Consider the following 18,094-nt stretch of genomic DNA (forward strand, 5'->3'; position numbering starts at 1 on the left):
CTGATCTGCTGCCGATCGGTCGGCGGGTGGCGTACTGGCGTGGGCGGCGCAAGCTGTCGCAGCAGGTGTTAGCCGATCGGCTGGGCAAGTCGAAGAGTTGGGTGGACAAGGTCGAGCGGGGTGTCCGGTCGCTGGACAAGGTGTCCACCCTCCGGGACATTGCCGCCGTCCTGCGGATCGACACGGCGGTGCTGCTCGGCCGGGATGACCGGCCGGCCGACGTGGCCGAGCGGGTCGAGGGTGTCGAGCGGGTCCGGGCGGCGCTGTCGACGTATGACATTGCTCTGGGTCGGTCGGTGGCGCGCTGTCCCGCGTTGCCGGCTGACCGGCTGGCGCGGGATGTCGCGCACGCGTGGATCACGTTCCAGCACGCCCGGTACCCGCTGGTGATCGAGCTGGTGCCGGATCTGTTGGCCGGTGCGCAGCGCACCTACGCCGTTGATCCCGTGGCGGGGCGGGTGCCGTTGGTGGGGGCGTATCGGGTGGCCGCATCGCTGCTGGTGAAGCTCGGTGAGGCCGAGTTGGGTTGGTTGGCCGCTGATCGGGCGATGGCTACCGCGACCGGCGATCCCGTGTTGGTGGCCGCCGCCACGGTGCAACTCGGCCAGGTGCTCCGGGCCTCGGGGCGGGCGCGGGCGGCCCTGTCGGCGGCGCTGGCCGCCGCGTACCGGATCGCCCCGCCGAACTCCGACGGCACGCGAGCAGCGGAACTGTCGTTGTGTGGGACGTTGCTCGTCCAGGCCGCCCTGGCGGCAGCCCGCGATGGGGACGACCGGGCCACCGCCGAGCTGATCGACGAGGCGGCAGGCATGGCCCGGCGTGTCGGGGACGGCCACGACCATCACCACACCGCGTTCGGGCCGACAGCGGTCGACCTGGCCCGGGTCGCCGCAGCCGTCGAGCTGGGCGACGCGAACGAGGCCGTCGCCTGGCACGAGAAGACGACCAAGCGGGACGCCTGGCGGTGGCTACCCGCCGAACACCGCGCCGCACACCTACTCGACGCCGCCCGCGCCTACCTCCACACCGACGACCCGACCAACGCCGGCCGGGCCCTGATCGAGGCCGACCGCACGGCACCGGCCGAGGTACGCCAGCGACCCGCCGCCCGGTCGGTGCTCGCCCAGGTCGCCCGCGACCCGTACGCCCCAGCGACGATCATCCAGCTCGCCGCCGCCCTCGGGGTGACCTGACCATGACCGCGCCGTTCCTGTCTCTGGCCCAGATCCGCAACCGGCTTATCCTCACCGCCCGAGCGATCCTCCGCGACCACGAACCCGAAGCCGACGCCCGCTGCCCGATCTGCCGGACACCGGACTGCCCGGTGGCCACCGCCGCCCGCAATGTCATCGACGCCGCCGAGGAAGTACAGCAGCGAAGTACAGCAACCCAACCAACCGAACCCGACCGAGAGGACCCCCAGCAGGCCGAATGACCTCGAACGACGCCCAATCCAACCGCCTCGCCGAGAGTTCACACCGAAGAGGCCACTGTCACCGGATCAGCCATGCCGACCCACCCTAGTGATGAGTTGTCGCGCCCGCACCCGTCACACCTACGACGGGACACGACGAGGCGGAAGGATGACGTGATGAGCGCGGACACGCGGCTGGAGGAACTGGGCGTGAGCGGCCTGGGCGAGGTCGACGAGCCGGCGTTCTCGGGGCTGGCGGAGCGGCACCGGCGGGAGCTGCACGTGCACTGCTACCGGATGCTCGGGTCGTTCGAGGACGCCGAGGACACCGTGCAGGAGACGTTCCTGCGTGCCTGGCGGCGGCGGGAGACCTTCGAGGGGCGGTCGACGTTCCGGGCCTGGCTGTACCGGATCGCCACCAACGCCTGCCTGGACCTGCTCGCCAAGTGCCGCCCGGAGCCTGCGACCGGCGGCGAGGTGCTGTGGCTGCAGCCCTACCCGGACCGGCTGCTCGACGAGCTGCCCGCGGGCGACGCGGACGAGCCGGAGACCGTCGCCGTCGCGCGGGAGACGATCGAGCTGGCGTACCTGGTCGCAGTCCAGCATCTCGCGCCGCGCCCGCGGGCCGTGCTGATCCTGCGGGACGTGCTCGGCTGGCCGGCGAAGGACGTCGCGGAGCTCCTCGGGGACTCCGTCAACTCCGTGAACAGCGCACTGCAGCGGGCCCGCGCCGGCATGCGGGAGCACCTGCCCGCCGAGCGGCAGGACTGGACCGGCGGTGAGGAGGACGCCGGGACGCGCGAGCTGGTGCGCCGCTTCACCGACGCCAGCGTGGCCACGGACATCGACGCGCTCGCCGCAATGCTGCGGGACGACGTCCGCTGCTCGATGCCGCCCGCGCCAGGCCTGGACGTCGGCCGCGACGCGGTGGTGAACAGCTGGGTCGAGGATGGATTCGATGGCATGAAGGGCCTGCGCGCGGTCCCCACCTCGGTGAACCGGCAGCCGGCCGTCGCCTTCTACCTGTGGCGGAAGCGGGAGGGCGCGTACCTGCCGCTGACGATCGACGTCCTGCGCGTCACCGGCGGCGCGATCACCGAGATCGTCATCTTCCACGACGACCAGTTCCCGCGGCTCGGGCTGCCGGAGCGACTGCCGGCCGACGGCACGGAGTAGTCCTGGTGTGGACGCTCGCGCTGCGCGGTGGCGCGGGTGTCGCGGTGGTCGCGGCCCAGCGGTGCGACGCGTTCGGCGTCGTCACCCGCGGGCGGGTGCAGCTGGAGTAGCGCGACGGCGAGCCCGGGCCGGTCCTCGGACGCGACGCCGGGTTCTGGCACACCCCCGTACGCCAGTTACCGAATGACGGAGGAACGACATGAACAGCACGAATGACACCGGGGTTGTCGCAGGCCCGGCATCGGGCCGGACCAGCCACACCCGCCGATTCCGCAGGCTCGCCGGCACCGGCTTCATCGCCACGCTCGCAGCGATGGTGGCCACCACCCTCGCCGCCGCGCTTGCCCAGGCCGTTGGCGTCGACTTCGAGATCCCCGACGGTGGCGAGACGATCCCGTTGTCCGGGTTCGCCGTGGTGACCGGCTTCTTCTCGGTCGTGGGCATCGTCATTGCCGTCGCTCTTCTTCGTTGGAGCGCTCGCCCTGCCGCACGATTCGGGTGGACGGCAGTGTCGCTGACCGCGATCTCGTTGGTCCCGCCCCTCCTCTCCGGGGCAAACACCGCCACCACCGCCGCCCTCCTCGGGCTACACCTCGTCCCTGCCACGGTGATGATCCCCACCCTGGCGCGGAGCCTCCGCACCCGGACCGATTGACGATCCCGCAACGGGACAACGCGCGGCGCAAGGGCGTGCGCGAAGAAGCACAGGGCACCGTGCGGGATGAAGACCGAACGCCATCCGCTTCGGCCGGGGCGCACCGTGTACCTACGCCTGCGGGGGGTTGCCACGCCGTAGCCGGCGGGGCAGGGAGCGCTGTTTGTGACGGGGGAGGTTGGAAAAGGCTCAGTACTTCATGACGCAGTAGACGACAGTCGGGTTCGTGAACCGGTACCAGCGATTCCATCTGCGGTCCCGCGTGCACCTGTTTCCGTTGGAGGCGCCGGGGACTATGTCAATGATGTGGACGGTGCCCTTGGCTTTGCATTTCGTCGCACCGACGACCCAGCCACTGCCCTTCGGGAACTTGTAACAGTAGTAGCGCACCAGGTGAAGTTCCAGACACAGCCGATAGCCGGCTTCGGTGATGTAGGCGGAATCAGGGTCAGCGCATTCGCCTTGGGAGTAGTCCATCGAGACCACCCGGTAGGTGCCACGGGTGCCGTTGCAGTTGCCGATGCCCTGAAAGCTGCCAGCCTCGCTGACTACGACGCACTGCCCGATCTTTGCCGGCGGCGGTGGTGGGGCCGCCTCGGTCGTGGGGACGATCTGGGGCGGCGAGTCCGTCGGCTCAACCTGCGGAAGTGCCCCAGTCGTCGCTATCGGCCAGGGCGAGGATCTGGCCGCGGACTGGCCCTGCGGGCCGCTCCTGGACTTGAAGATGGACACCCCGACCACTGCGGCCCCGCAGACTCCGAGCAGGCACAGTGCCAGCGCTGCGGCGACCACACCGATGATGAGAGGCGTGTTGCTCTTCGCTGGCGTCGGTGGTGGTGGTGCTGGCGGCTGCGGCGGTGCCGCCCCGGGGTTTGGTGGAGTCGCACCCGGTTGGTCGGGCATGCTCGGCGGCGGAGGCAACGTCACTAGCAGAGTGTCACATAGATCGGTTTCGGGTTTCCTCACGGATGTCTCAAGTAGTGGGTGACCTCGGTCGGCGGGGGCTTGGACGTCATGGAGGTGCTGCTGCGCGCCGCGGGGATCAGGGTGCTCCACCGGTCCGGGTCTGCCGCGCCGCTGCTGTCGGTCGCGGTGCCGTCGCGTGACGTCACGCCCGTGCCGCTGCCCGGCGAGTCGCTGCCACCGTGCCGCTCGCCTGCTCGTGCTCGCCCGCCAACTCCTCGACGCGGCCTCCCCGGTAGCTGGCATCAGGGCTAGACCAGTATGAGCAACCCGGCGGCTGGCCCTGCATGATGCTTGTGATCAGCGGAAATATGGTGATGATCGAGATGTCTGCCAGGTTCGAGGTGTGGCCTCGACGGCCCGCACTTGGCCGGTGAGGTCTTGACGTAGCCAGGGGCAGGATGGATTCTCGTTACTGGCATAGACCAATCCTCAGACCCGACCCGACCCGACCCGACCCGGGCTCCGGCCCCGATGGCCCGCTCCGCTCCCTGTCGACCCGGCGGACCGGCGGACCCTGTGCCGGTCAGCCCCTGCATGCCACACCATCGCGCTCCGAGCCGGCGCACGCCGGCACCAGCTACCGACCTGGACCAACAAGTGGAGGTCGCGTGTTCCTTTCACGCTCATCCCGCGGCTGTCGCCGCGCTGTCACATACGCCGCATCGGTCACGCTTGCCGTGGGCGTGCTGGCCCCCCTGCCCGCCAGCGCCGAGCGGCAGGCTCCTAGCCCCGCGGCTCGAGTCCTTCCGGTGCCGCAGCAGATCGACTCGCGGCCGGGAGCCGTGGTGCTACCCGACAACATCGATGTCGTCGTGGGCGAGGCCGCCGACCCGGCGGCACAGACGGCACTCGTGGAGTTGCTCTCCGCGCACGGCGTCACCGCCCGGCTCGTGCGGCACAGTGACCTGGCGGCACGCGCACCGATGATCATCCTGGGCGGACCGCGCGAGACGCCGGCGAGCATCGATGCGCTACGCGCCCTCGATGTCGCGGGTCCGGAGTCGCTGCCCGGCCAGGGGTACGTGTTGGCGGCCGGCCGCGACGATCATGGCCGGTCGCGGATCGTTCTCTCGGGTGTGGATGGCGCCGGCACCTTCTACGCGGTCCAGTCGCTCCGCCAACTGCTCGTACCCAAGGGCTCCCGGGTGTCCGTCGGCGGCGTGCAGATCCGCGACTGGCCGGGGTATCAGGTCCGTGGCGGTATGGAGTCCTTCTACGGACCGGTCTGGTCGCAGGACGACCGGCGCTCGCAGGTCGAGTTCCTGGCGCGGCACAAGATGAACCAGTTCTTCTACGGACCGGCGAACGACCTGCGCACCGGTTCGAACTGGGACTCGTTGTACGACGCGGCGGAACTGGCCCTGATGAGGGAGATCGTCGACCTGGCGAGGTCGCGTCATGTCGACTTCGTGTACCGGATCTCGCCGGAGGCGCCGATGGCGCCCAGTAGGGGGATCTGTCACGTGCGCGAAACCGATCGGGCCAAGCTGCTGGCGCGCTTCGAGCAGATGTGGGAGATCGGTGTCCGAAGCTACGTCATCGCCTGGGACGACGTGTCGGGCGACTTCGCCTGCCAGGAGGACCGGGACGCCTACCGTGGCGACCGGTCACCGCTCGCGGTAGCCCAGTCCGAGGTCACCAACTTCGTGCAGAAGGAGTTCATCGAGAAGCATCCCGGCGCCAGCCGCATGGTGACCGTGCCGACGGAGTACTGGGGCATGACGAAGACCCCGTACACGGACCGCTTCGACGAGTTGCTGAGCACCGAGGTCGACCTCTACTGGACCGGGCCGGCGGTGGTCTCGCCGAATATCACCGAAGCGGACCTCCAGGCTGCCCAGGACGTGTGGTCGCGGCACCGGATCATGATCTGGGACAACTACCCGGTCAACGACTACGCCACCAACCGGCTGCTGCTGGGCCCGCTGAAGAACCGCGCCGCCGGCATGGCGGACAAGACGATCGGCATCTCGTTCAACGAACTCGTCGGTTTCCAGGACGCCTCGCAGTTCGCCCTCGGCACCCAGGCCGACTACGCCTGGAACCCGGGGGCCTACGACGCGGAACGCTCATGGACACACACCCTGCGGATTCTCGGCGGCGACGCGTACGAGGAGCTGAGGCTCTTCGCCGAGAACAACCGGGCCAGCGTCCTGGACGCCACCGCCCGGCCGGAGTTCGCGGCGCTCATCAAGTCTCTCATCGCTGACTACCGGGCCGGCCGACCCGTGAACGCCCAGCTCGACCGGGTCGACCGTGAGCTGCGCCGCCTTGAGGAGCTTCCCGCCTCGCTACGGGCAAAGCTCGACAACCCGGTTCTGCTCAAGCAGATCGGGCCCTGGCTGGACCGCGTCGGCGTGACCGGCCAGGCGGGCCGGGCGGCCCTGCGAATTCTCCGGGCCCAGGACAAGGGCTCCAGCGAAGCCGCCTGGCTGGCCCGACGGGACCAGTCGAGCGCCCGCCTCGTCCTCGACCGCACCTGGCACCAGATCAGTCCCGGTCCGGTCGACGATCTTCTGAGCTTCGCGGCGTCCGAGAGTGACGCCTACATCGGTGACCACTGGTACGGGGACCTCGGGGCCCCCTCCGGTGCGCCGGCCGCCGCACCGGGTTCCGGGTTGGGCAATCTGACCGACCGGCGCGACGACACGGCCTACGTGGCCGCCGGCGAACCACAGGCCGGTGACGCGATCACGGTCCCGATCACCAAGCCGCACCGGCTGTCGGCGGTGACCGTGGTGCAGGACGCGACCGCGCCCGCGGACGGCATGATCCAGGCGCTCGTCGACGGCACCTGGGTGGACCTCGGACAACTCGCCGACGGATTCACCAAGGTGCGGGCCAAGGACCTCGCGGCCAGCGCGGTACGGATCCGGTGGACTCCTGGTAGCGTCGCGCCGCGCGTCTACGAGATCGTCCCGCACTACTCCGACGTGCTGCGCGGTCGAGTCTCGGTCGAACCGTCGGGCGCGCTCATCGCACCCGGGACGACCAGACGGTTCCAGGTCGCTCTCGAGGTGTTCGCCGAGGACCGGGTGCGGGGACGTGTCGTCGCCAGCGGCCCGGACGGCTGGACCGTCACCCCGGCGACGCAGGATCTCCGCGTGCGACCGGATGGTCGGACCATCGTCACGAGCGTGCCGGTTGCCGTTACCGTCCCGGCCGACGCGGCCCGGGGCCAGCACCAGGTGACGGTGACGTTCCACGACGACGCCGCGGCACCGGTGAGCCTGCCGCTGCCGATCATCGTGGGGGAGGGCAGCTATCCGGATTTCGTGACCCGGGCCAACCCGTCCGGCTACTGGAGGCTGGGCGACGCCGCCGATTCCAGGACAGCCGTCGACAGCTCCACCAGCGGGCAGAACGGAACCTATCTCGGCGCTTCGCCGGGTGCCGAGGGTGTGCTTGCCGGCGACGGCGCGGCCGACCTCTCGACCGGCTACGTCGACGTGCCGCGCGCCCCGCGTACGAACCTGACCGGCCCGTTCACGTTGGAAGCGTGGGTCAAGCTCGACACGCTCGTTCCGACGCCCGGACAGGCGATCATCGAGAGCTACACCGGGCCGGCCGTCAACGGGTTCGCGTTGAGGGCGAGCAACGGTGTCCTGGAGGCGTGGTCGCTCGGCGCTCCGGGGAAGGGGTACGGCGTCGTGTCCGGCCGCACCCGGCTGACGCCGAACAAGTGGCACCATGTCGCTGCCGTGTTCGACGGATCGCGGCTGACCGTGTACCTCGACGGCCTCGCGGACAACAGTGTCGCGACGACGGTGGCCCCGGGCAGCGGCACGGCGAGCGTCAAGCTCGGTGGCCGGGGCGACGACACGTCCCAGCGGCTGCAGGGCGACCTCGACGAGGCGGCGATCTATGACCGCGCGCTGACGGCGGCCGAGATCCAGGAGCACTACTTCGCCGGAAACGGGTAGCCAGACCCTCCGGATGCGCGTCAGCCGCCCTGCGGCGGGGGGCTGACGCGCATCTGGATGGCGTAGCGGTCCCCGCGGTAGAGCGACCGCCCGAACTCCACGACCTTGCCCATGTTGTCGACGGAAATGCGCTCTATCAGGAACGCCGGGCTGTCCTCGGCGACTTCGAGTCGCTTCGCCTCGGTGGCGGTCAGCCGCGCGATGGTGACGACCTGCCGGGCCGATTCGAGTCGCACACCGAAGGCGCGACCCAGGAGGTCGTAGAGCGAGTCGTCGCGCCCCAACACGTCGAGCAGGGTGGGGAACCGCGCTGCGGCGAGATTGGTCCGCTCCAATGCCATCGGGATTCCGTCCGCGGTACGGATCCGCTCGATGTAGTGGGTCGGCTCGCCCGGAGCGATGTCGAGGTTGGCGGCGACGGTGCGGGTGGCCGGGCGGGTACGACCGCGGTAGCTCTTGGCGCCCGGCGTCATGCCGCGCATTCGCATGTCCTCGCTGAAGGAGCGGAATATCTCCGAATGGGTCAGGGTCGGATGCTGCACGAAGGTGCCGCGTCCAGGGACCCGCCGGACCATTCCCTTCGTCTCCAGCGCGTCGATGGCGCCCCGGACGGTCATCCGAGCCACTCCGAACCGCTCGGCGAGGACCCGCTCGGAGGGGAGCAGCGCACCATCTCGTGAGTCCAGGACCAAGGCGGTGAGCACGTCGACGATGTGCTTGCCCTTGCCGCGGTTCTGCTCCGCCAGTAGCGACTCAAGCGCTCCGTCGCTCGGCTCGTGTCGCGTCCTTGGCACGAGTTCGTCTCCTTCCTGCGCGATTGACGCCATCGTACGGGCAACCGCGCCCACTTCGGGTGCGGTCGGCCTACCCGTTGACCGTTGGTCTATACCAGTATTACAGTCGAGCTCTCCGCCGGTCGGGTGGGGTGGCGACAACAACGATCGGAGATGTGGATGCCCAGGAAGTACGGTGTGTTGGGAGCGGCGGCGATGCTCGCCGTCACCCTCGCCGGGTGCGCACCAGACAGCGGCGACAGCGGCGGCGACGCCGTCAACCTGAAGGTCTGGGGATGGCGGCAGGAGGATGTCGCGGCCTACAACAAGATCTTCCAGAGCTATGAGGACGCCCACCCCGGTGTCACCGTGGAGTACGTCCCCTACAAGAACACCGAATACGACACAATTCTCAAGACAGGGCTCACCGACGCCAACGGCCCTGACGTGGCACAGCTCCGTTCCTATGGCCTCCTTCAGCCGCTGGTCGCCGCCAGCGGTCTGGTGCCCCTCGACGATCAGGTCAAGGAGTTGGCCGACTTTCCGAAACCGGTCCTCGACGGTGCCCGGGGCGAGAACGACGGAAAGGTCTACGGGGTGCCGTTCGCACTCCAGACCCTGCACGTGATCTACAACGAGAAGCTGTTCGCCGATCACGGCATCACGGCCCCCACCACCTGGGCGGACATGATCGCGGCGTTCGAGAAGCTCAAGGGCGCCAACGTCATCCCGCTGGCGAGCACGGTCACCGACACCTGGATGCTGCCGATCCAGCACGAGATCTTCGGGGCCACGACGTACGGCGGTACCGACTACCTGAACAAGATGCTCACCGGCGGGGCGAAGTTCACCGACGGCCCCTGGGTGAAGTCGCTCGAGACCTGGAAGGGCACCAACAAGTACTGGCCACCGCAGTCGTCCGGGGTGAGCTACGCCGACGCACAGGCACTCTTCACCTCCGGCCGCGCCGCGATGTTCCCCGGCGGGATCTGGGAGCTCGGCGTGTTCGAGAAGGCCAACCCCGACCTGAAGATGGGCATCTTCAACGTGCCGCCCGCGCCCGGCGCGGCGGTCGACAAGACGCTCGTTCCCGGCTACGTCGACGGTTCGTTCGGGGTCTCGGCGAAGTCCCCCAAGCGGGAGGCCGCGCTCAGCCTGGTGCGGTGGATGGCGTCGGAGGAGTTCGGCCGGGCGTACTCCAACGAACTGCGTCAGATCTCCGCCGTACCCAATGTCCAGCCCCAGGACAACCTCCTGGCCCAGGCTCTGCGGGCGTACCAGGAGAACCCGAGCCCGTACGTCACCTACGCGTACTTCTCCGGTGGGTCACCCACGGGCTGGGACCTCGCCTCGGCGGCCTTCTCCGACTATCTGCTCGGGCGACGTGACGCCGCTGGCGCGGCCGGACACATCCAGCGAGGGGTCGATCAGTGGTTCCGGCCCAAGAACTGACTGTCCGTCCTGCCCGGCGGCGACGCCGCCAGGCAGGACGGACCTCACCGGGGTGGATCACGGCATTCTGCCTACCGGCGTTCGCTCTCTACGGCCTCTTCGTCGTGGTACCCCTGGTCACCGCCTTCTACTACGGGCTGTTCCGCTGGGAGGGCACCCGCCAGGCGGGCTTCGTCGGGTTCGGCAACTACCGGGAGATCCTCACCCGCTATCCGTTGAGCGAGGAGATAACCGCCGCGCTGGGGCACAACGTGCTCTTCTTCGTCGGCACCATGGCGATCCAGAACACCATCGGGCTGGGCCTGGCCGTACTCCTCCATCGAAACCCGTGGGGAAAGCGGTTGTTCCAGACCCTCTTCTCGCTTCCCTACCTGATCAGCCCGCTGATCGTCGGCTATATCTGGTCGCTCCTGCTGAGCCCCACCTTCGGCCCGATCAACCACGTGCTCAGAGCTGTCGGCCTGGACTCATGGGCCCGCCCGTGGCTCGGTGAGCCGGACGTCGCGCTGCCGGTACTGATCCTGGTCAACGCCTGGCAGTGGATCGGGGGGCCGCTGCTCATCTTCGGCGCCGCCCTGGCCGGTGTCCCCCGCGAGTTGGAGGAGGCGGCCGCCATCGACGGCGCGTCAGCCGCCCGGACCTTCTGGAGCGTCCGGTTCCCCCTTCTGATTCCGGCTGTCGGGGTGATCACCGTGTTGACGTTCATCGGGTGCTTCAACATCTTCGACCTCGTCTACGCGCTGGGCGGATCCGACGGCGGACCCGGAGGCGCCATGGACGTGCTGGGCCTGCTCTACTACCGGACCGCCTTCCAGGGCGGCAGCAACGCGATCGGAGAGTCCTCGGCGTTGGCCATGCTGATCTTCGTGCTCATCTTCGGGATCTCCGTCGCCCTGGAACGGGCGCTGCGCCGCCGGGAGGTCGCCTAGATGAACGCCCTGACGACCACCCCCCGTACGACGCCGGGAACCGCCAGCCGGTCCTCGGGACCGGACGGTGCCCGCCAGCGTTCGCTCCCCCGCGGAATCGGTGTCCAGGTCATTCTGTGGGCGTACGCCGGAATCGCCTTCGGCCCGCTGCTGCTGGTGCTGATCGGTTCGTTCCGTTCCAACTCGGAGATCCTTCGCGCTCCGGTCGGGTTGCCCGGTTCGCTTGACATGAGCAACTACATCCGCGCCTGGGAGACCGCGTCGATCTCGACGTACCTGATCAACTCCCTGGCGGTGACGGGCGCTTCGGTGGTGCTGTGTGTCGGCGTGTCGGCGCTGGCCGCCTACGCCCTGGCCAGGTGGAGATTCCGGGGACGCGCTCTGCTGGCGGCGTTCTTCCTGTCGGGTCTGATGATTCCCGCGAAGCTCGGCCTGCTGCCGGTGTTCTACATGTTCCAGTCGATGGGCCTGATCGACAGCCGGATCGGGCTGGTGCTGCTCTACGCGGCGAGCGGCGTCCCGTTCTCCGTCTTCGTGATCATGGGCTTCATGCGGGGGTTCCCGGGGGAACTGGAGGAGGCCGCGAGGATCGACGGAGCACACGAGGGACGCCTGTTCGTGTCGATCGTGCTGCCGCTGATGCGTCCGGCGCTCGCGGTGGTCACCGTCTTCCAGTTCGCGCCGACCTGGAACGACTTCTTCTATCCGCTGGTTCTGATGCGCAGCGGCGACAAGTACACCATCCCCGTCGGGCTGACCCGGTTCTTCGGTGAGTTCGCCGCCGATCGCGGCACCCTGTTCGCCGGGCTCGTGATCGCTCTGGTCCCGCTGGCCGTGGTGTTCGCACTGGCGACCAAGCAGATCGTCGCCGGCCTGACCGCCGGGATGTCCCGATGACAGCTACGATCACCATCGACGGCGGGAAATCACAGCTCAGGATGCTGCTGAGCACTCCAGAGGGTCGCCAGTTCGGGGTCGGGCCCGGCTTCGTCTACCGGCCCGACGAGGACAGTGTCGCCCGGATCCTGGACTCCATCCGCGGCGCTGCGGACACCCTCACCCTCCCCGCCCAGGTGGCAGGGGTGCTCGCCGGGCTGACCGGCCTGCCGGGGGAGCACGCCGAGCGTCGACGCCTCGCCTTCGCCATCACGAGGCTCCTCGGCGGTCCCGCCGCGGTCGTGGAGGACAGCGTCCTCGCCCACGCAGGCGCCCTCGGCGGTGCCGGCGTGGTCCTGTGCGTGGGAACCGGGACGACAGTCCTGGCGGTGGCCGCCGACGGAAACTACGTCCGGCTCGACGGGTGGGGTCCACATCTCGGGGACCGCGGCAGCGCGTTCGCCATCGGGCTGGCCGGGATGCGCGCCGCGACCGCGTCGTACGACCGGGTCGGGCCGAGGACCACGCTGGTCGACCGCCTCGTCGCGGCGCTCGGGGGTGGCGACCTGGCGGCGCTCCAGCGGTACTACCGGGACCCCGCCATGATCCCCCGCACGGCGGCCTTCGCCCTCGATGTTCTCGACGAGGCCGCCCAGGCCGACCCGGTGGCGAACCGCATCTGCGCCACGGCCGCGACTGATCTCGCTGACGCGGTGGAGGCGGCGACCGCCCGACTCCGCCTCAGCGGGGCGGAACGCCAGGTGTCGTACAGCGGACGGCTGCTGGCCCCGGGGAACGTTCTCCACCGGGCACTGTCCGCAGAACTCGACGCCAGGGGGCTGCCGCTGGTCAGCCCCAGGGCCGAGCCGCTTGAGGGCGGCCCCACGCTACTGCGCGGCGCCGGTCCCTACGCCCGCCTGCTGGCGGACCAGAACCCGGGTGGAGACGCGTGAGGGTCGGACACGGGACGGCCCGTTTCGCGGTCGTGCCCGGAGAACCCATGGGTGGTTACATCGACCGATCCCAGGGCGTCCAGGGCGTGCTCGACCCGCTCGAGGTCCACGTGGTGACCTTTGCCGACGACGGCCACCGGTTCGCGCTGGTGGTCGCGGACCTGATCTGCGTGAATGTCGACGTCGTCGACCGGATCCGGACCGCCATGCGGGGCATCGGTGTGTCGTCCTGCTGGGTCGCCGCCACGCACACGCACGCGAGCCCCGAGGCGGGCTGTTACCCCGGTGGTGGGGCCACCCCACGGCCCGTCGGCGACCGGCTCGTGGCCGCGTCACTCGGGGCCGCGCGCCAGGCCATGGCAGCCGAGGGGGCAGCCAGGCTCGGCGCCACCCGCACCCTGGTTCCCGGGCTCGCGGGTCGCCGAAACCTCGCGGACCCGCCACCGATGGACATTCCCGTCGACACCATCGTGGTCAGCGCGGGTACCGACGTGGTCGGCCTGATAGTGATCTCCCCGGTCCACCCGACCGTCCTGCCCGCCGACAACAACCAGGTGAGCGCGGACCTGAGCGGCGGCATCCGCCGGGCACTGTCCGCACCCGGCAGATGGGTGGTCGTCGCCACCGGCGCCGCCGGCGACATCAGTACCCGGCACACCCGCCAGGGACACGGGCGGCCCGAAGCGGACCGGCTCGGTGCCCGGGTGGCCAACCGCGTGGAGCCGTCACCACCTGCCGGCCACCACCCAGCGGTACCGGTGGTACGGCCACCGGTCTCGCGGAACGTCCGGCTACGGCCCAAACAGCCGGCAGAGCTCGACGTGCCCGACCGCCCGACCCCGCAGGTCGGAGACGATCGGATCCGCCTGGTCCTGCAACAGGGGCTGCGGATCGCGGAGGAGCAGGCCGCCCGCCAGCGCACCGAACCATATGTGGTCGAGGTCGCGGCGGTCGATCTCGACGGGGTCACGGTCGTCGCCGTGCCCGGCGAGTTGTTCCTGGAGCTGGGCGAAGCGATCCGCTCCGCGGCGGCGGACCAGGCTTCCGACGTCGTCGTCCTCGGCTACGCGAACGGCTACCTCGGCTACCTACCCGCCCGCGACACACCACCTTGCTACGAAACCTATGCCAGCCCGGTCAGCGCCGGCAGCGGCGAGATTCTCGTCGAGGCTGCCGTCGAGGCTGCCGTCGAGGCCGCCCGCGACCGTGACCGTTCCAGGAGGAACAGTGCCTGAACCCGCCTACGCCAACATCGCCCGGACCGCACTCGAACAGATCCTCGCCACCCAGCTCGGTGCCATCGAGTCGGCGGCCACCCTCGTTGCCGACGCGATCGCCGCAGGTGGTGTCCTGCAGGCGTTCGGGACCGGCCACTCGCGGATCGTCACCCTCGAACTCGCGGCGCGGGCCGGCGGTCTCGCGCCCGTCAGCATGCTGGCGGTCAAGGATCTCGTGATGTTCGGCGGCGCCGACCCGGGACCGATCCTCGACCCGACGTACGAGCGCGAGTCCGGCCTGGCCGAGCGGATCTACGCGCTCGCCGCGCCCGCCACGCGGGACGCCTTCCTGATCGTCTCCAACTCCGGCATCAACGCCGCCGTGACCGAGATGGCGGCGCTGGCCCGTGAGCGGGCGCATCCGATCATCGCCATCACCTCACTCGCGCACACCCGCTCCGCCGGGGCACGTACGACCCGGGGAGCCCATCTCGCCGACCTGGCTGATGTGGTGATCGACAACCAGGCCCCGGCCGGGGACGCGGCACTGGAGATCACCCCAGAGGTACGGATCGGGGCGGTCTCGTCGTTCACCGGGGTGCTCATCGCGCAGCTCCTCACCGAACTGGTCTGCCGCCGGCTGCTGGAGCGCGGCATCAACCCGCCGGTACACGTGTCCGCGAATCTCGCCTCGGGCGACGCGCGCAATGCCGCCCTTCTGGAGCGGTACCGCGATCGGGTCCGCCCGATCGAACCCTGACAGCAACTGCGTGGTCACGGAGGGGCGGGCATGCCGGAGGACCTGCCGGCGACGCCCCCCACGTCGGCTCGGCTGCTCATCGGGGGGCCGCGAGCGCGCGGAGGCCCGTCAGGTCGAGAACCGCGATCCGGCGGTACCCGGTGCGGATCAGTCTCTTTGCCCGCAGGGTCCGCAACGCCCGCTGGGTCGTGTCCGTCGCTGCTCCGACCAGGGTCGCGAGTTCGGCGTGGTTCAGGTCGACCCCGATGACGAGTTCGTCGTCGTCGGCCCGGCCGCAGTGCGCCGCGATGTCGGCGAGCACCCGGGCGAGCCTGACGTGCACCGGATACGCGGCGAAGTCCACCCGACGGGTGTTCGCCCACCGTAGCCGCTCGCCCACGGTGGCCGTGACCTGTGCGGCCACCGTGGGATGGCAGCCGAGGTAGGCGAGGAAGTCCGCCTGCCTGATGACGGTGGACACCACGTCGCCGCACGCCGTCACGGTCGCGGTGCGACCCTGACCCGTCATGGCCCCGAACTCGCCGACGAGGTCGCCGGGCAGGCGGATCGCCAGCAGCCGCTCCGTCCCGTCCACGGCTGCGGTGACCTTGACGAAGCCGCGCCGGATCACCTCGACGTGGGTGTCCCGCGCCCCCTCGGTCAGCAGGCGCCGGCCGCCGGACACCGTTCGGGTGACGCCGAGGGCCAGCAGCTCCCGGCGTGTGCTGGAGGCGACCCGGTCCATGAACGACCCGGCGGACCAGGCTGCGTCGTCGTCCGGCGGTGCGGCAGACATGCGGTGTCCTCCCGATGTGTGGCGGGACAGATCCCGTCCTTTCCCGGAATACCGCTCGCCGGATGGGGATGCAATACCCGCATCGGACGGTCCGGCACGTCGAGGGGAGGGGACGTGGAGTCACATCGGGGGCGGTCCTGCCGCTGACAGCCTGTCGCACCTCAGCCCGCCGGTCACGGGACGCGCCCGACGACCGGCGGGCCGGCTGCGTGCGCCCGTCCGTCAGATGAGGGCGGGTGACGCAGGCCGGTGCGGCACGGATCGGAGGAGAGATGGCGACGACCGTCCGACCGTCCGGTCGAGCGGCCGGGCCCGCGGGCGCAGGCAGCCGGCGGGCGGCTGCGGGGCCGGGGTCACCGGCCGGCGGGCGGTGAGGCGGTGCGCCCCGACGATCCGACCAGCCCCGAACCCGCCCCGGTGCCTGGGAAGCTCTCGCCCGGGCAGCGGGAGAGCCTCCGGCGGCTCCTGGAGCGGGAGCTCATCGAGGCGTGGCGCGCCGCGAGGGCGGCGGGGGCGCCCCCGGCCGCCCTCGCGGCCCTGGTGACCGACCGGGCCCGGAGGCTCCGGCTACTGGTGGGCCGCACCGATGACGCGCAGCACCTCGTCGACGACGCGCCGGACGGCATCGGCGTCGGCGAGCAGGGTTGAGACCCACTCGTCGGGGCCCGGTGCGCCGTCGGGCGTCCGGTCGATCTCCTCGCTCCCGGTGCCCGTGCCGAAGACGGCGCCGAGGACCTCCACCACCGTGGCCACCGGGTCCGCTCCGGACCGCAGCCGTCGGCTGATCGCCGCCACGGCGGCGGACGCGAGGTCGGCCAACTGGGCCTCGGCGCGCTCCTGCGAGCCGACGGGCAGCAGCGGGCGGGGGTCCGCGACCCCGTCGCCCGGCGTGGCGAGGACCGGGGGGCGCTTGCCGCCGAGCGGACGCTCCACGTAGTCGGCGTACCAGCGCGGTCGCCGCCGCATGGCGGCCAGCACCCGGTCGACCTCCCGGGACACGGTCGGGCCGTCGCTGCCCGTCAGGTCGCCGGTCACCGACTCCCGCCGCTGCGCCCAACTGTCCAACGGCCAGAGCTGGGTGCCGGCGGTGGTGGCCACGCCGACCCAGGTGAGGATCTGCACGGCGAGGTCGGTCAGCCACGGGTCCCCGCCGAGCTCCGCGGCGAGCCACCCCGGCACCCGGGGGCGTTGCAGCGCGCCCCGCCGGCCGCGCCGGCGGCGGTGACCGTCGACGGTGGCGGCGGTGAGCCGGGCGGACACCCAGCGTTCCACGTCGATGATCGGCACCCTGGCGTTGGCGATCAGGTCGGTGACGACGGCCTCCACGTCGTCGTGGTAGCGGTCGAGGCAGTCGTCGGCGAGCATCTGGACCGCGCTCGCGCAGGCCCAGTGGCCCCGCCGGCGTTCGACCGGCCGGGTCACCCGGTTGAAGACGATCGGCCAGACGATGTCGTACGCGGCGCTGACGAGCCGGGCGCGGGCCGCGGGCGGCGCGGACGCCGCGCGGGCCGCCAGGTCCCCCCGGCGGGCCAGGTCGCGTAGCTCCCGCACCCCGGACCGTGGGCGAGCTGTCCCGCCCACCGCCACGGCATCGGCGGCGGCGCGTGGGGCTGGCAGTGCGGTCGTGCCATTCGCGTTCGTCATGACGCTCCTCCCGGAACAGGTACCGAGCTAGCGGGGTTGTGATCTGCAAATTGCAGATGGGTAAGGTTCTGCCGTTGATCGATACCAATGTGTCGGATGTGTGCACCGGGCGTTGCCCCCCGGCCGGTGGGGAGGCGGTTCGTGGACCATGGACGGCGCTCCCGGCCGGGTGGGGGCCGCCGCGACGTCCGGATTCGGCTGCGCCTGCCGGCCTTCCCGCCGCCCCGGCGTGTCCCCACGGGCGTCGGCGGTCCGATGTGGACACGACAGGTCGGCGGCCCGGGGCGTCGAACGGCCGGCGTGGCGGAACGCCTGCGGCGTCCGCCCGGGTGGCACCGACGATCTCCTCGCTCGAATACGACGTGACGCGCCCATACTCGTGCCGATTACCGATCGGCACTGGCCAGACGATTGCCAATCTGCTGGCCAGATAAGGGTCGTGAAATGGACAGCCGGAGCCGGACGGGCCACGCCGCCGGCCGCGGACCGGTAGCCTCCCCACCGTCCTGACGGACCACCGGCAGAGAGGAGACGACCCTGCGTCCCGGGAGCGAACCCCGTCCCTCGTACGAGGACGGGCT

15 protein-coding genes are annotated in these 18,094 nt (G+C 70.6%); 11 read left to right on the forward strand and 4 right to left on the reverse strand.

The annotated features are described in order from the left end of the window. The 4 genes from C5N14_RS26885 to C5N14_RS26900 all read left to right on the forward strand — a co-directional run. The coding region (locus tag C5N14_RS26885) for a helix-turn-helix domain-containing protein (RefSeq protein ID WP_371685912.1) at window positions 1-1,193 on the forward strand (1,193 nt) is incomplete at its 5' end. A 2-nt stretch (window positions 1,194-1,195) separates the two neighbouring features. Continuing rightward, window positions 1,196-1,435 carry a hypothetical protein gene (locus tag C5N14_RS26890; protein ID WP_117671982.1) on the forward strand — a complete coding sequence of 80 codons (240 nt, stop codon included), beginning with the start codon at window positions 1,196-1,198 and terminating at the stop codon, window positions 1,433-1,435. A 153-nt stretch (window positions 1,436-1,588) separates the two neighbouring features. Next, window positions 1,589-2,590 carry an RNA polymerase subunit sigma-70 gene (locus C5N14_RS26895; protein WP_371685913.1) on the forward strand — a complete coding sequence of 334 codons (1,002 nt, stop codon included), beginning with the start codon at window positions 1,589-1,591 and terminating at the stop codon, window positions 2,588-2,590. A gap of 199 nt (window positions 2,591-2,789) precedes the next feature. Then, window positions 2,790-3,245 (forward strand): DUF6069 family protein, encoded by a 456-nt coding sequence (locus tag C5N14_RS26900; protein WP_207892879.1) that lies wholly within the window; start codon window positions 2,790-2,792, stop codon window positions 3,243-3,245. Window positions 3,246-3,434: 189 nt separating this feature from the next. Here C5N14_RS26900 and C5N14_RS26905 read toward each other — a convergent pair whose 3' ends face one another. After that, on the reverse strand, window positions 3,435-4,037 hold the full coding sequence (locus C5N14_RS26905) for a hypothetical protein (RefSeq protein WP_117671986.1): 603 nt from the start codon (window positions 4,035-4,037) through the stop codon (window positions 3,435-3,437). Between the two features lie 923 nt (window positions 4,038-4,960). Between C5N14_RS26905 and C5N14_RS26910 the strand changes: the two genes are divergently transcribed. Next, complete coding sequence (locus C5N14_RS26910) at window positions 4,961-8,134, forward strand: beta-N-acetylglucosaminidase domain-containing protein (protein WP_165878232.1); 3,174 nt, start codon at window positions 4,961-4,963, stop codon at window positions 8,132-8,134. 20 nt (window positions 8,135-8,154) lie between these two features. Here the strand turns inward: C5N14_RS26910 and C5N14_RS26915 are convergent, their stop codons facing one another. Then, entirely contained in the window at window positions 8,155-8,961 is an 807-nt protein-coding gene (locus C5N14_RS26915; RefSeq protein ID WP_117671990.1) for a GntR family transcriptional regulator, read from the reverse strand. 126 nt (window positions 8,962-9,087) lie between these two features. On the opposite strand from C5N14_RS26915, the gene C5N14_RS26920 reads away from it, so the two are divergent. The 6 genes from C5N14_RS26920 to C5N14_RS26945 all read left to right on the forward strand — a co-directional run bounded on the left by C5N14_RS26920 (window position 9,088) and on the right by C5N14_RS26945 (window position 15,094). Further along, the gene (locus C5N14_RS26920) at window positions 9,088-10,359 is read left to right on the forward strand and encodes an ABC transporter substrate-binding protein (protein ID WP_165878233.1); all 1,272 of its coding nucleotides are present in this window, start codon (window positions 9,088-9,090) and stop codon (window positions 10,357-10,359) included. Window positions 10,360-10,463: 104 nt separating this feature from the next. Further along, window positions 10,464-11,288 carry a carbohydrate ABC transporter permease gene (locus C5N14_RS26925; protein ID WP_243640072.1) on the forward strand — a complete coding sequence of 275 codons (825 nt, stop codon included), beginning with the start codon at window positions 10,464-10,466 and terminating at the stop codon, window positions 11,286-11,288. Continuing rightward, window positions 11,289-12,185 carry a carbohydrate ABC transporter permease gene (locus C5N14_RS26930; protein WP_117671994.1) on the forward strand — a complete coding sequence of 299 codons (897 nt, stop codon included), beginning with the start codon at window positions 11,289-11,291 and terminating at the stop codon, window positions 12,183-12,185. Further along, on the forward strand, window positions 12,182-13,117 hold the full coding sequence (locus C5N14_RS26935; protein WP_117671996.1) for a BadF/BadG/BcrA/BcrD ATPase family protein: 936 nt from the start codon (window positions 12,182-12,184) through the stop codon (window positions 13,115-13,117). The genes C5N14_RS26930 and C5N14_RS26935 overlap by 4 nt, the downstream gene beginning before the upstream one ends. Window positions 13,118-13,164: 47 nt before the next feature. Continuing rightward, window positions 13,165-14,352 carry a hypothetical protein gene (locus tag C5N14_RS31855; RefSeq protein WP_128763668.1) on the forward strand — a complete coding sequence of 396 codons (1,188 nt, stop codon included), beginning with the start codon at window positions 13,165-13,167 and terminating at the stop codon, window positions 14,350-14,352. After that, complete coding sequence (locus C5N14_RS26945; RefSeq protein WP_207892880.1) at window positions 14,345-15,094, forward strand: sugar isomerase domain-containing protein; 750 nt, start codon at window positions 14,345-14,347, stop codon at window positions 15,092-15,094. The genes C5N14_RS31855 and C5N14_RS26945 overlap by 8 nt, the downstream gene beginning before the upstream one ends. 76 nt (window positions 15,095-15,170) lie before the next feature. Here C5N14_RS26945 and C5N14_RS26950 read toward each other — a convergent pair whose 3' ends face one another. Beyond that, complete coding sequence (locus tag C5N14_RS26950; protein WP_117672002.1) at window positions 15,171-15,869, reverse strand: Crp/Fnr family transcriptional regulator; 699 nt, start codon at window positions 15,867-15,869, stop codon at window positions 15,171-15,173. Window positions 15,870-16,436: 567 nt separating this feature from the next. Further along, window positions 16,437-17,513 carry a hypothetical protein gene (locus C5N14_RS26960; RefSeq protein WP_207892881.1) on the reverse strand — a complete coding sequence of 359 codons (1,077 nt, stop codon included), beginning with the start codon at window positions 17,511-17,513 and terminating at the stop codon, window positions 16,437-16,439. Between the last annotated feature and the right edge of the window lie 581 nt (window positions 17,514-18,094).

It is taken from the genome of Micromonospora sp. MW-13, assembly GCF_003434305.1.
Taxonomy (GTDB): domain Bacteria; phylum Actinomycetota; class Actinomycetes; order Mycobacteriales; family Micromonosporaceae; genus Micromonospora.

Coding starts and splice junctions, on each gene's coding strand:
- C5N14_RS26890 (WP_117671982.1), top strand. CDS start 1,196: ATGACCGCGCCGTTCCTGTCTCTGGCCCAGATCCGCAACCGGCTTATC.
- C5N14_RS26900 (WP_207892879.1), top strand. CDS start 2,790: ATGAACAGCACGAATGACACCGGGGTTGTCGCAGGCCCGGCATCGGGC.
- C5N14_RS26915 (WP_117671990.1), bottom strand. CDS start 8,961: ATGGCGTCAATCGCGCAGGAAGGAGACGAACTCGTGCCAAGGACGCGA.
- C5N14_RS26920 (WP_165878233.1), top strand. CDS start 9,088: ATGCCCAGGAAGTACGGTGTGTTGGGAGCGGCGGCGATGCTCGCCGTC.
- C5N14_RS26930 (WP_117671994.1), top strand. CDS start 11,289: ATGAACGCCCTGACGACCACCCCCCGTACGACGCCGGGAACCGCCAGC.
- C5N14_RS26935 (WP_117671996.1), top strand. CDS start 12,182: ATGACAGCTACGATCACCATCGACGGCGGGAAATCACAGCTCAGGATG.
- C5N14_RS31855 (WP_128763668.1), top strand. CDS start 13,165: ATGGGTGGTTACATCGACCGATCCCAGGGCGTCCAGGGCGTGCTCGAC.
- C5N14_RS26950 (WP_117672002.1), bottom strand. CDS start 15,869: ATGTCTGCCGCACCGCCGGACGACGACGCAGCCTGGTCCGCCGGGTCG.
- C5N14_RS26960 (WP_207892881.1), bottom strand. CDS start 17,513: ATGACGAACGCGAATGGCACGACCGCACTGCCAGCCCCACGCGCCGCC.